Origin of the sequence: Nocardia arthritidis NBRC 100137 (assembly GCF_001612765.1) — a bacterium.
GTDB classification, from domain to species: Bacteria; Actinomycetota; Actinomycetes; order Mycobacteriales; family Mycobacteriaceae; genus Nocardia; species Nocardia arthritidis.
In genome coordinates, this window is sequence record NZ_BDBB01000060.1 from 25,620 (window position 1) to 38,379 (window position 12,760).

Genomic DNA, 12,760 nt, shown 5'->3' on the forward strand with positions numbered 1-12,760 from the left:
TCCGTTGACGAAACACCGTTCGGCGTGGGACTTTTCCAGCCGGCATCCGCACCCCTGCTCAGCGCCGAGCCTCCCCATCCGTGACGAGAGGAGCGCTGCCCATGCGCGTCGGTGATACCGGCGAGGTGCTCGCCGCCTGTGTCGTGCACGCCGACCTCGAGGTGCCGACCCGGGTGGGTCGCACGGCTATCGACAAGCGACCGGTGGCGGGCCGGGTCGCGGTGCGCGCGCTCGGCTTGGACGGCGACCACGTCTGCGACACCAAGCATCATGGTGGCGTGCACCAGGCCGTCTACGCCTACGCCGACGAGGACGCCCGACGCTGGGGCACCGAACTCGGCCGCACACTGCCCGCCGGGTGGTTCGGCGAAAACCTCCGGGTCGGTGGACTTCCGGTCAGCGACTCGGTGATCGGCGCGCGCTGGTCGGTCGGCGACTCTTTGCTGGAGGTCAGCGCTCCGCGCGTGCCGTGTGCGACGTTCCAGCACTGGAGCGGCGAGCAGCAGTGGGTCAAACGCTTCGCCTTGCGCAGCGACACCGGCGCCTATCTGCGGGTGCTCACCGAGGGAACGATCGCCGCGGGCGATCGCATCTCGGTGGTGCACGTCCCCGAGCACGGCATCACCGTCCGCGACCTGTTCACCGGCGCCGATCTCGACCTGCTGACGATCCTGCTCGCCGACGAGCCGACCATCTCCGACGACGTGCGCATGCAGGTCGAACGGCACGCGCGCAGGCACACCAACGCAGCGCGGGCCGCGGCGCACCGGCACGCGGCGGCCGGCCGCACCGACGACATCGGCACGGGAGCGCAACTGTGAGTGTGGAACTGGTCGAAGTCGTCCGCTCCGGCTTCCGCGAATGCGTGCACCGCGGCTCGGTGGTGGTTCTCGACGCGGCGGGCGAGCCCACCCTCGAGCTCGGCGAAGTGCATCTGCCGATCTTCCCGCGTTCGACGAACAAACCGATGCAGGCGATCACCCTCCTGCGCAATGGGTTCCAGCCGCTCGACGACGCCGAACTGGCCATCGCCACCGCCTCACACTTCGGCGAACCGGACCACGTCGCGCTGGTGCGCAGGCTGCTGGACCGCTTCGGCCTGCCCGACTCGTCTCTGGCGTGCCCGCCCGATCTGCCGTACGACGAGCGCGCCCGCGCCGCGGCGCTCACCGGCGGGCAACAGCCCCATCCGATCTACATGAATTGCTCCGGCAAGCACGCGGCGATGCTCGCGACCTGCGTGGTCAACGGCTGGCCCACCGAGGGTTACCAGGACCGGACGCATCCGCTGCAGCGCGCGGTGATCGCGACGGTGGCCGACCTGACCGGCGAGCCGGAAGCCGATCTGGGCATCGACGGCTGCGGACTGCCGATCATCCCGGTCTCGCTGGTCAACCTCGCGCGGGTGTTCTCGACCATGGCGACGGCCGAGCCCGGCACCCCGGAACGCCGGGTCGCCGACGCGGTGCGCGCGTATCCGCGAGTGATTTCCGGCACGAACGGGGCCGACCTGCTGGCCATGCAGGCCACCCCGGGACTGGTGTGCAAGATCGGCGCGGACGGCGTGCACGCAGGCGCGTTGCCGGACGGATCGGCTTTCGCGTACAAGATCGAAGACGGCCACGATCGGGCCCGAATGCCGCTGACGCTGGCGATTCTGCATCGGATGGGGATCGAGTGGACCGATGCGCACGCGGAGCTCGCGGCCCCGGCGGTGCTCGGCGGGGGCGCCCGAGTCGGTGTGATTCGCGCGATACCCGGCGTGGTCTAGGCATTCCACGGCGGGGCGACAAGCGGGCAAACGGCACCGGTTCCGGAGTTCTTCACCCACTCCTGGAAGCGAGACCGCCGGACACACGCTAAAGTGTCTGTCAGGAAGAGTATTAATTCGAACGGGGCCGCCACCAAACCCCAGGCCGCCCCGCTGTGACGCGAGGGGGTCAGCCATGGGCCGTGGCCGGGCTAAGGCAAAGCAGACCAAGGTCGCACGCGAGCTGAAGTACAGCTCGACGCCGACCGACTTCGCGAGCCTTCAGCGCGAGCTTTCGGGAAGCCCCAACTCCCAGCGGAGTGGTGGTGTGCTGTCCGATGAGCACGACGCGGACGACTCTTTGTCCCGATGGGACGAGGACGACTACGACGACTGGCGCCGCTGACTCGGATTACGTCTGAAGGGGGAGGCCGACGGGCCTCCCCCTTCGAGCGTTGTCGCGGGTTGACGTCACAGGCGCCGAAAAGGCTTGCAACACCTCAGAGTCCCGCATCGAACGAGGATGCGGGACTCTGAGGTGTCTTCGCCGCGATCAGAACCGCGGATGCTCCCCGACCAGGACGGCGCGCACGGCTTCGGCGTCCTTGGCCTTCTTGACCGTGCCGAGCGTCCAGCACTCGATGTGCCGCGCGGTCAGCACCGCCAGGGCCCGGTCCACGTCCTCCGGGGCAACGACGGCGACCATGCCGACGCCCATGTTGAACGTCTTCTCCATCTCGACCCGCTCCACCCGGCCGCGCTGGGCGATCATCTTGAACACCGGCGCGGGGTTCCAGGTGCCGCGATCCAGTTCGGCCACCATGCCCGCGGGCAGCACCCGGGCCAGGTTCGCCGTCAGGCCGCCGCCGGTGACGTGGGCGAAGGTGCGCACATCGGTCTCGGCGATCAGAGCCAGGCAGTCCTTGGCGTAGATCCGGGTCGGCTCGAGTAGTTCCTCGCCCAAGGTGCGGCCGAATTCCTCGACGTGGCCGGTGAGCGACATGCGGTCGATGTCCAGCAGCACCTTGCGGGCCAGGCTGTAGCCGTTGGAGTGCAGCCCGGAGGACCCCATGGCGATCACCACGTCGCCGGGACGGACCCGGTCGGGACCGAGCACCGCGTCGGCCTCGACCACGCCGATGCCGGTGGCGGACAAGTCGTAGTCGTCCGGGTCCATCAGCCCGGGATGCTCGGCGGTCTCGCCTCCCAGCAGCGCGCAACCGGCGCGCACACAACCCTCCGCGATACCGGAGACCAGTTCGGCGACCTTCTCCGGGACGACCTTGCCGATGGCGATGTAGTCCTGCAGGAACAGCGGCTCCGCGCCGCAGACCACCAGATCGTCCACCACCATGGCGACCAGGTCGAGGCCGACGGTGTCGTGCTTGTCCATCGCCTGGGCGACCGCGATCTTGGTGCCGACGCCGTCGGTGGAGGCCGCCAGCAGCGGTTCCCGGTAGCCGCCCTTCAATGCGAACAGCCCGGCGAAACCACCGAGGCCGCCTTGGACCTCGGGCCGGGTCGCCTTCTTCGCCAATGGCCCGAACAACTCGACTGCGCGGTCACCTGCCTCGATGTCCACGCCTGCCGCGGCGTATGAGGCACCACCACTGGGGGTCTGTTCAGTCATCTTCGGGGAAAGCTCCAAACCGAATCGGCGGATAGATGCCTGCTCACGCTACCGGAGCCGGATAACGACCCCGCACCGGTGTTGGCTCGCCCTCTTGACAATAGGGCAGAACCAACCGTAAAGCGGACGATCAGTCCGTCTTGTCCCCGTCGAGCCGCCCGGCCTCCTCCCGACGGCGGCGTTGCCGCACCGGGTCGGGCACCGGCACCGCGGCGACCAAGCGCCGGGTGTACTCCTCTCGCGGCGCGCGCAGGATGCGATCGCGATCGCCCTCCTCGACCACCGCACCGTCGCGCAACACCACGATCCGGTCGGCGAGCTGATCGACCACCGCCAGGTCATGGCTGATGAACAGGCACGCCCAGCCGCATTCCCGCTGTAGCCGGCCGAACAGCTCCAACACCGCCGCCTGCACCGAGACGTCCAGCGCGCTGGTCGGCTCGTCGGCGACCAGCAGGTCCGGGTCGAGCACCAGAGCGCGGGCCAGGCTCGCGCGCTGACGCTGCCCGCCGGACAACTCGTGCGGATAGCGGCGTTCGACGCCTGCGGGCAAACACACGTCGTCGAGCAGTCTGCGCACCCGCGCTCGGATCTGCGCGGAGCTTCCGGCCTTGTGCACCAGCAACGGCTCCGCCACGCACTCCCCCACGGTGAGCCGGGGGTTCAGCGAACTCGCCGGGTCCTGGAAGACGAATCCGAAGCGCCGCCGGATCGGCCGCAGCTTGCGCTGCGACAGCCCCGCGACGTCCTCCCCGCGCACCCGCACCGTTCCGGAGGTCGGCCGTTGCAGCGCCGCCACGCAGCGGCCGATGGTCGACTTGCCAGATCCGGATTCACCGACCAGGCCCAGCGTCTCGCCGGGCGCGATGCGCAGGCTCACCCCGTCGACGGCGCGCAACCGCGGCCTGCCGAACGAGCCGGGGAACTCGACCACCAGGTCGCGGATCTCGAGCACCGGATCGGCCTCGGTTCCGGCGCGGCCGGACGGCCCGTGCTCGATCTGTTCGGCGCCCAGGTGCGGCACCGCGGCCAGCAGGGCGCGGGTGTACTCCGCCTTGGGCCGGGCGAACAGCTCGTCCACCGGCGCCTGCTCGACCACCGCGCCGTCGCGCATCACCACCACGCGGTCGGCGATGTCGGCGACCACACCCATGTTGTGGGTGATCAGCACGATCGCGCTGCCGATCCGGTCGCGCAGGTCCCGCAGCAGGGCGAGGATCTCGGCCTGCACCGTGACGTCCAGCGCCGTGGTCGGCTCGTCGGCGATGATCACCTTCGGCTCGCAGGCGATGGCGATGGCGATCATCACACGTTGTTTCTGCCCGCCGGAGAGCTGGTGCGGATAGTAGTTCACCCGGTGCTCCGGGTCGGGCAACCCCACCAGGCGCAGCAGTTCCACCGCGCGGGCCTTCGCGGCCTTCTTGGTCATCGCGGTGTGCGCCCGCAGCGCCTCGCCGATCTGGAAACCGACGGTGAACAACGGGTCCAGCGCCAGTCCGGGTTCCTGGAACACCATCGAGATCGCACCGCCGCGCAGCGCGGTGAGTTGCTTCTCGCTCATCGCGGTGACCTGCTCGGCGCCCAGGGCGACCAAGCCGGCCACGGTGGCGGTCGCGGGCAGCAACCCCATCGCGGTGCGCGAGCTCACCGACTTGCCCGAACCGGATTCCCCTACGACGGCCAGCACTTCGCCCGGATAGACCTCGTAGGAGACGTCGGTGACCGCGTGCACGGGCCCCGCGTCGGTGGCGAAGGTGACCGACAGCGATTCGATGGACAGGGCGGGGCGGCCCCGGTCGGCCGCGGAAGGTTCAGGCATCGCTCGCGTCCTTTCCTCCGCCCGGCGCTACGCCGGGCCCGGTCGCCACCGCCGCCGCGCGACGGGTGCGCAGGATGGGGTTGAGCACTTCGTTGAGGCTCTCGCCCACCAAGGTCATGCCGAGCACGACGAGCACGATGGCGACGCCGGGGAAGACGCCGGTCCACCAGATGCCGTTGGAGACATCCGACAGCGCTTTGTTCAGGTCGAATCCCCACTCCGCGGCCTGGGTCGGTTCGATGCCGAAACCGAGGAAGCCCAGCCCGGCCAGTGTGAGGATGGCCTCCGATCCGTTGAGCGTGACGATCACGGGCAGCGATTGGGTGACATTTGCGAGGATGTGCCGGAACAGGATTCGCGTGGTCGACGCTCCGGTCACCCGGGCCGCGTCGACGTACGGCTCCTGTTTCACGGCCACGGTCGCGTTGCGCACCACGCGGAAGTACTGCGGCACGAAGACCGCCGTGATGGCCACCGCCGCGGACAGCACACCGCCCAGGCTGGTCGAGCGGCCGCCCGCGACCACGATGGACACCACGATCGCCAGCAGCAGCGTCGGAAACGCGTACATCGCGTCCATGAACAGCACCAGCAGCCGGTCCGGCCACCGCCCGGCATAGCCGGACAGCAGCCCCAGCGGCACCCCGATCAGCAGCGAGAGCACCAGTGAGATCGCGATCACCCACAGTGCGGTGCGCGCACCGTAGATCACCCGGGAGAACACGTCCTCCCCGCGCACCGAGGTGCCGAACCAGTGTTCGGCCGACGGCGCCTGCTGGCGGGCGAACTCGACGCCGTCGGTGGCGCTCTGGGCGAACCCGTACGGCGCGATCAGCGGAGCGAGAACGGCGGCGACCACGAAGACGCCGACCAACGCGAGCCCGAGGATCAGCGTCACGCGCTGCAACCCCGCGGTCATCGCGAACAATCGCAGGCCGGGTACACCCCTTCGCGGCGCGGAGGGAATGACCGGAGGTTCGTTCAGTAGTTCCGGAGCGGTCATCAGAACCTCACCCTCGGATCGATCAGCGCCACCAGGATGTCCACCACGAAGCTCAGCACCGCCACGATGAGCGCGATGAACGCGACGATGCCCTGCACGGCGATGAAGTCGCGCGCCGACAGGTACTGCGCGAACTGGTAGCCGAGGCCCTTCCACTCGAACGTGGTCTCGGTGAGCACCGACGCGCCGAGCATCATGGCGATCTGCATGCCCATCACCGTGACGATCGGGATCATCGCGTTGCGGAAGGCATGCCGCCCGGTCACCACGCGGCGGGACAGACCGCGCGCCCGTGCGGCGTCCACGTAGTCGGCGCGCAGGGTCTGGATGAGGTTGATCCGCACCAGCCGCAGGAAGATGCCCGCGGTGAGCAGACCCAGCGCGACGGCGGGCAGCACGGCGTGTTTCAGCACGTCGAGCAGGTAGCCGGGGTCACCGTAGAGGATCGCGTCGATCAGCATGATGTTGGTCTTCGGCGAGACGTGCTGCAGCCGCAGCTCCACGTTGGTGCTGGCCCGTCCCGCCACCGGCAGCCAGCCCAGCCGCACCGCGAACACCAGCTTGAGCAGCAGGCCGACGAAGAACACCGGCGCGGCGTAGAACAGGATGGCCAGCAAGCGCAGCGTGGTGTCGGCAGCCGAATCCCGGTGCGTCGCGGCGTATCTGCCCAGCGGGACGCCGATCGCGAACGCGACGATCAGCGCCCAGCACACCAGCTCCAGCGAGGCCGCGCCGTAGGTGAGCACCACCTCGCTGATCTGCCGATTGTCCTGGGATCGGCCGAGATCCCCGTGCAGCAGCCCGGAGAGGTAGTCCCGGTACTGGGCCAGGATCGGCCGGTTGAGCCCGGCTGCCTCCTTGCGCGCTGCTATCTGTTCCTGGGTCATGCGCCCGCCCATGGCCGCGCTGATCGGATCGCCGACCACGCGCATCAGGAAGAACACGACCGTGACCAGGATCCACGCGGTCACCGGGATCAGCAGCAGGCGGACGCCGAGGTAGCGCGACAACATGCGGTGCCGGGAATCGTCACCGCCCCTGCCTGTTCGCCGCAGGTCCCAGGGCCGGGCCCGGACCGATGCCGGCGCGCTGTCCGCCGATATCGTCACCTCGGGCCCGGCTGTCTCGCCGGACCTCACTTGCTCAGCACCGTATAGCGGAACTTGAACGACGCGTCGAGCGTCTGCTCCACGCCTTGCACGCCTGCGGCCGAGACCGCGATCTGCTTGCCGGACAGCAGCGGAACGATCGGCAGGAAGTTCTGCGCGAGGTCGCGCTGCACCTGCTGGATCTGCGCGAGCCGCTTGTCCTTGTCGGGCTGGGTGGCCTGCGCGATCAGCTGCGCGGAGATGCCCGGGTCCTCGAAGTGCGACTGCAGGAAGTTGTTCGGGCCGAAGAACGGAGACAGGTAGTTGTCCGGGTCCGGGAAGTCCGGGAACCAGCCGAACTGGTAGAGCGGGTAGCCGTCGCGGGCCCGTTCGCGCTGGTAGGTCACCCATTCGGTGGATTGCAGGTTGACCAGGAACAAACCGGTGGACTCCAGCTGCGACTTGATCGCCGCGTACTCCTCGGAGCTGCTGGAGCCGTAGTGGTCCGGGTTGTATTGGAGATTCAGCTCCACCGGGGTCGGCACCCCGGCCTCGGCCAGGAATCTCGCCGCCTGATCCTTGTTCGGCCGGGCGCCGTAGATGTCCTGGAACGGCTCCGCCGCACCCGGCACGCCCTGCGGCACGGACGAATACGCGGGCAGGTACGTCTTTTTGTAGACGCCGTCGGCCAGCGCGGCCCGGTCGACGGTGGACGCGACGGCCTTGCGCACGGCCAGTTTCTGCGCAGGCGTACCGCCCGGCATGGTGTCCAGGTTGAACACCAGGTAGCGCAATTCACCGCCGGGGCCCTCGTGCACGGTGACCTTGCTGTCGTTGCGCAGCGACTCGATGTCGGTGGGCGTCAGCGACCGATATCCGACGTCGAGCGAACCGTTCTGGAGGTCGAGTTTCATGTTGTCGGTGGTGGCGTAGTACTTCGTCGACACCGTCTCGGTTCTCGGTGTGCCGAGGATGCCGTTGTAGCCGGCGAATGCCCGGTACTCGACCAGTTTGTTCTTGTCGTAACCGGCGATGGTGTACGGGCCGGAATAACCCTTGCCCCGCACCACGTCCTCGTCCGGCAGCACCCGGTCCGGCGCGTACACCTTCTCGTCGACGATCGGTCCTGCCTGGGTGGGCAGGATCGCGGGGAAGGTCTGATCGTTGGCCACCTTCAGCGTGAACGCGACGGTGCGCGCGTCCACCACGTCGGTCTTCTCCAGGTTGCCGAGCAGTGCCGCGGGCCCGTTCGGGTCGTTGATCCGCAGCATCCGGTCGAAGGAGAACTTCACGCTGGTGGCGGTCAACGGGTTGCCGTTGGCGAATCTCAGGCCGTCCTTCAGCGTGCAGGTGTACACCGTGGGCGCGGTGAACTCGCACTTCTGCGCGGCATCGGGCCGAGGCGTCGCGTCGCCGGGCGCGAAGTTCAGCAGGTACTGGTAGATCTGCGTCTCGGCGACGAGCGAGCCGTTGTCGTAGGCGGCCGCCGGATCGAGCGAGAAGATCTTGTCGGTGGTGCCTGCCACCAGGCCGCCGCCGTCATCGTCCTCGCCGGTTCGCCCGGAGCCGCAGCCCGCCAGCATCGACGCCGCCAACCCCAGTAAGCCGACGACCGCGATGGTTCGCGTCCCGTTCCGTCGCCCCAACCACGAATTCCTCATCACGGCCCCACTTCTCGAGCGCCGCACCGCGCTCGGCGTGGATCGCGGGCCCGGTGCGGACACGGGTGAACTTCCGGTCTGATCGGCACCGTACCTACGAAGCATTTTCGGCACGTTACGTTTTCGAAGAAAATCCGCGAGCCCATCAGCAGGCGTTATGCGCAGCGCCTACGACCGCCGGTAGAACCGGTCGTATGTCCAGGAAGGCGGCGTAGGGTGGGGCGTCATGTCTCGAGCACGCCACGCGATGCTTCGCGACAGGACATGACGGTACCGGCGAACGCTTGCGACGAAACCAGCACGCGCCGCGGCGAAGGGGATTCCGGTGGACGCCCGGACGGGCGGCCCACCGGCGCAGGTGATCACAAGGCGATCAGCGGCCGCTCACGGACGGCTCAGCGCGCTCGCATTCGCGTTATCGCTCAGCAGCGCGGCCTCGGACTGGCCGGTGAGCATGCCCTCCAGCACGTTCTTCCCGATGGCCGCCTCGGTGGGCAGCGGAATCGGATAGGTACCGTCGAAGCACGCGCAGCACAGCCGCGAGCGCGGCTGTTCGGTCGCTGCGACCATGCCGTCGAGCGAGATGTAGCCCAGGGTGTCGGCGCCGATCGACCGGCGTACGCCCTCGACCATGTCCGCGACGTCGCCTTCGGTCCCCGCGCCGTTGGCGATCAGTTCCGCCCGCGAGGCGAAGTCGATGCCGTAGAAGCACGGCCATTTCACCGGCGGCGAAGCGATCCGCACATGGATCTCCACCGCGCCCGCCTCGCGCAGCATCCGGATCAGCGCGCGCTGGGTGTTGCCGCGCACGATCGAGTCGTCCACGACGATCAGGCGCTTGCCCCGGATCACCTCGCGCAGCGGATTGAGCTTGAGCCGGATGCCCAGCTGCCGGATGGTCTGACTCGGCTGGATGAATGTGCGCCCGACGTAGGCGTTCTTCATCAGACCCTGGCCGTAGGGCACTCCCGACCCCTGCGCGTAGCCGACGGCGGCCGGCGTGCCGGATTCGGGAACCGGGATCACCAGATCGGCGTCTACCGGGTGTTCCTTCGCGAGGCGCCGGCCGATCTCCACCCGGGTGGCGTGCACCGACCGGCCCGCGATGGTGCTGTCCGGCCGGGCCAGATACACGTACTCGAAGACACAGCCCTTGGGTTCGGGGTTGGCGAAGCGCATCGAGCGCACGCCTTCGGCGTCGATCGCCAGCAATTCGCCGGGTTCGATCTCGCGGACGAACGCGGCGCCGACGATGTCCAGCGCGGCTGTCTCACTGGCAACGACCCAGCCACGCTCCAGCCTGCCCAGGCACAGCGGGCGTACGCCGTGCGGGTCGCGCGCGGCGTAGAGGGTGTGCTCGTCCATGAAGGTCAGGCAGAACGCGCCCTTCAAGGTGGGCAGCAGTTCCATCGCGGCCTGCTCGATGCTCGAGTCGGCGGAGGCGTGCGCGAGCAGCGCGGTGACCACGTCGGAGTCGGACGTCGCCGCGGCGGGCTGCGGGCGCCCGCCTCGGACGGAAGCGCCGAGCAGGCCGAGTTCGCGTGCGCGACCGGCCAATTCGGCGGTGTTGACCAGATTTCCGTTGTGCCCCAGGGCAAGTCCGGAACCGACCGCGGTGGTGCGGAAGATGGGCTGCGCGTTCTCCCAGGTCACCCCGCCTGTGGTGGAGTAGCGGCAGTGCCCGACGGCGATGTGACCCGGCATGGCCGCCAGCGTCTGCTCGTCGAACACCTGGCTGACCAGACCCAAATCCTTGAAGACCAGGATCTGCGAGCCGTCCGACACCGCAATGCCCGCCGCCTCCTGTCCACGGTGTTGCAACGCATAGAGCCCGTAATACGTGAGCTTCGCCACTTCTTCGCTCGGCGCCCAGACTCCGAAGACTCCGCACTCCTCGCGCGGCTCGTTCTCGTCGACGTCCGGGGCGGGACAGGAGGGGGCGGAAATGCTCTGGACCGGCAGTTCGGCGTTGGTCACCGTTTGCTCCCTGTTCGGGCGGGCTGGGGGCAGATTTCATTCTACGGGTGCTCGGTGGCGCACTGACACCGCCGCCGCATCCGAGCAGCAATCCGGGGTGCCCGAAGCTCGGCCGGTGCGACGCGGGCAGCTGTTACGGTGCGCACCGTGACGACTACGGACGACGCGAGCACGACGGAGTCGGGTGCGGCCCCCGCGCGCAGGCCATGGCCTCGGATGGTGCTGTTCCCCCTCGCGGTGCTCAGCCTGCTCACCGCACTGCTGGGCATCATGTACCTCGACTACGTCGTCGATCCGGAGAAGAACCTGCACGATTTCCCGATCGCCCTGGTCAACCAGGACGTGGGCGACACCATCGGCAACGGGAGCACCGCGCGGAAGGTGAATTTCGGCGACCAGATCACGCGGGCACTGTCCGATGGGGTTCCGTCGGACAAGGTCGACCTGCGGGTGATCAGCATCAACGAGTCCGAGCGGCAGATGCAGTCCGGGCAGGTCTACGGCGCGATAGTCATCCCGAGCGATTTCAGCAAGCGGCTCGGGAATCTGGGCGTGGGCAGTGTCATACCGGGGGACATCCAGCGGCCGATCATCACGCTGCAGACGAATCCGCGCACCGGCGCGTTCGGCACCCAGATCGTGCTCCGGGTCGGCGACGAGGCGCTCACCGAGGTGAACAAGCAGGTCGGCAAGCAGCTGCTCGATCAGGTCACCGCGCAGCTCGCCTCGCCGCCCGGCGGTCCGCCCGCGCCCGAGCTGACCGGGGCGACCAAGGTCGCGCTGGCGTCGCCGATCGAGGTGGTCACGCAGCAGTACCACCCACTGCCGCACGGTAGCGGGCAGGGGCTGACCGCGTTCTTCTACGCCCTGTTGCTGCTGCTGGCCGGCGTGGTCGGCGCGATGGTGATCCACACCATGATCGATGCGCAGCTCGGCTTCGTACCCACCGAGTACGGCCCCTGGTACGTGCACTACCCGTCCACTCCGATCTCGCGGTTCAGGACGCTGCTGATCAAGTGGGGCGTGTTCGTGCTGGCGGCGAGCATCGTCTCCGCGGTGTTCCTGGTCGTCGGCAAGCTGTTGGACATGCCGATCGGCAATCCGCTCGCCCTGTACCTCTACAGCGTGCTCGCCCTCACCGCCGTGGGCGTCACCGGGCTGTCCATGCTGGCGGCGATCGGCTCGGCGGGCCTGCTGGCGAACCTGATCCTGTTCGTCATCCTCGGTTTGCCGTCCTCCGGCGGCACCGTGCCGATCGAGGCGACGCCGCGATACTTCGGCTCGCTCGCTTCCTTCGAGCCCATGCACCAGGTGTTCCTCGGGGTGCGGTCGATCCTGTACTTCGACGCGAGTTTCGAGGCGGGACTCACTCGCGGGGTGTGGATGGCGGTCCTGGGGCTGGCGATCGGGCTGGTGCTGGGCGCGGCGGTCACTCGCTTCTACGACCGTAAGGGGCTGGAGCGCCGCAACGTCGTCCAGGCGTGAACCGGAACACGTCGCGAATCAACGGTTTCCGAACACACCTCGGCCGACCCATCAGCACCGCATAGGCGCGGACCTCAGGCGGTGGCCCGGACGATCGGGAGCCAATGGGCGATCTCGGCCGCGCGGGTGCCGGAGGCGGTGACCGCGCCGGAGGCGACGGCGTCGTCGAACTCGAGCAGGCCGGTGGCCAAGAGCAGCCAGGTGCGCGGGTCGGTCTCCACGACGTTCGGCGGGGTGCCCCTGGTGTGCCGCGGCCCCTCGACGCACTGCACCGCGACGAACGGCGGCACCCGCACCTCCACCGAATGCCCCGGCGCGGAGGCCGCCAGCGAGCGCGCCGTGGTCCG

General features: G+C 68.7%; 11 protein-coding genes. 4 read left to right on the forward strand and 7 right to left on the reverse strand.

The annotated features are described in order from the left end of the window. The first annotated feature begins 101 nt into the window (after positions 1 to 101). The 3 genes from NA8_RS29955 to NA8_RS29965 all read left to right on the forward strand — a co-directional run bounded on the left by NA8_RS29955 (position 102) and on the right by NA8_RS29965 (position 2,156). Positions 102 to 821 (forward strand): MOSC domain-containing protein, encoded by a 720-nt coding sequence (locus tag NA8_RS29955; protein ID WP_063053668.1) that lies wholly within the window; start codon positions 102 to 104, stop codon positions 819 to 821. Continuing rightward, complete coding sequence (locus NA8_RS29960) at positions 818 to 1,771, forward strand: asparaginase (RefSeq protein WP_063053669.1); 954 nt, start codon at positions 818 to 820, stop codon at positions 1,769 to 1,771. The genes NA8_RS29955 and NA8_RS29960 overlap by 4 nt, the downstream gene beginning before the upstream one ends. Before the next feature lie 175 nt (positions 1,772 to 1,946). Then, positions 1,947 to 2,156, forward strand: a complete 210-nt coding sequence (locus NA8_RS29965) for a DUF3073 domain-containing protein (protein ID WP_063053670.1) — start codon at positions 1,947 to 1,949, stop codon at positions 2,154 to 2,156. Between the two features lie 147 nt (positions 2,157 to 2,303). On the opposite strand, the gene purM is transcribed toward NA8_RS29965, so the two are convergent. From purM to purF, 6 genes are all read right to left on the reverse strand, one after another. Beyond that, positions 2,304 to 3,380, reverse strand: a complete 1,077-nt coding sequence (purM, locus tag NA8_RS29970; protein ID WP_063053671.1) for a phosphoribosylformylglycinamidine cyclo-ligase — start codon at positions 3,378 to 3,380, stop codon at positions 2,304 to 2,306. 130 nt (positions 3,381 to 3,510) lie between these two features. After that, positions 3,511 to 5,199, reverse strand: coding sequence for an ABC transporter ATP-binding protein (locus NA8_RS29975; RefSeq protein WP_063053672.1), 1,689 nt, complete (start codon positions 5,197 to 5,199; stop codon positions 3,511 to 3,513). Further along, complete coding sequence (locus tag NA8_RS29980; protein ID WP_063053673.1) at positions 5,192 to 6,202, reverse strand: ABC transporter permease; 1,011 nt, start codon at positions 6,200 to 6,202, stop codon at positions 5,192 to 5,194. Before NA8_RS29980 ends, NA8_RS29975 begins: the two co-directional genes overlap by 8 nt. Next, complete coding sequence (locus NA8_RS29985) at positions 6,202 to 7,215, reverse strand: ABC transporter permease (RefSeq protein WP_157106999.1); 1,014 nt, start codon at positions 7,213 to 7,215, stop codon at positions 6,202 to 6,204. The genes NA8_RS29980 and NA8_RS29985 overlap by 1 nt, the downstream gene beginning before the upstream one ends. Before the next feature lie 122 nt (positions 7,216 to 7,337). Beyond that, positions 7,338 to 8,873, reverse strand: coding sequence for an ABC transporter substrate-binding protein (locus NA8_RS29990; protein ID WP_063053674.1), 1,536 nt, complete (start codon positions 8,871 to 8,873; stop codon positions 7,338 to 7,340). Positions 8,874 to 9,335: 462 nt separating this feature from the next. Then, the gene (gene purF, locus NA8_RS29995; RefSeq protein WP_063053675.1) at positions 9,336 to 10,928 is read right to left on the reverse strand and encodes an amidophosphoribosyltransferase; all 1,593 of its coding nucleotides are present in this window, start codon (positions 10,926 to 10,928) and stop codon (positions 9,336 to 9,338) included. 216 nt (positions 10,929 to 11,144) lie between these two features. Here purF and NA8_RS30000 point away from each other — a divergent pair, with 216 nt between their 5' ends. After that, positions 11,145 to 12,413 (forward strand): YhgE/Pip domain-containing protein, encoded by a 1,269-nt coding sequence (locus tag NA8_RS30000; RefSeq protein WP_063053676.1) that lies wholly within the window; start codon positions 11,145 to 11,147, stop codon positions 12,411 to 12,413. A gap of 74 nt (positions 12,414 to 12,487) precedes the next feature. Here the strand turns inward: NA8_RS30000 and NA8_RS30005 are convergent. Next, on the reverse strand, positions 12,488 to 12,760 hold a 273-nt coding region (locus NA8_RS30005), incomplete at its 5' end, for a sterol carrier family protein (RefSeq protein WP_063053677.1).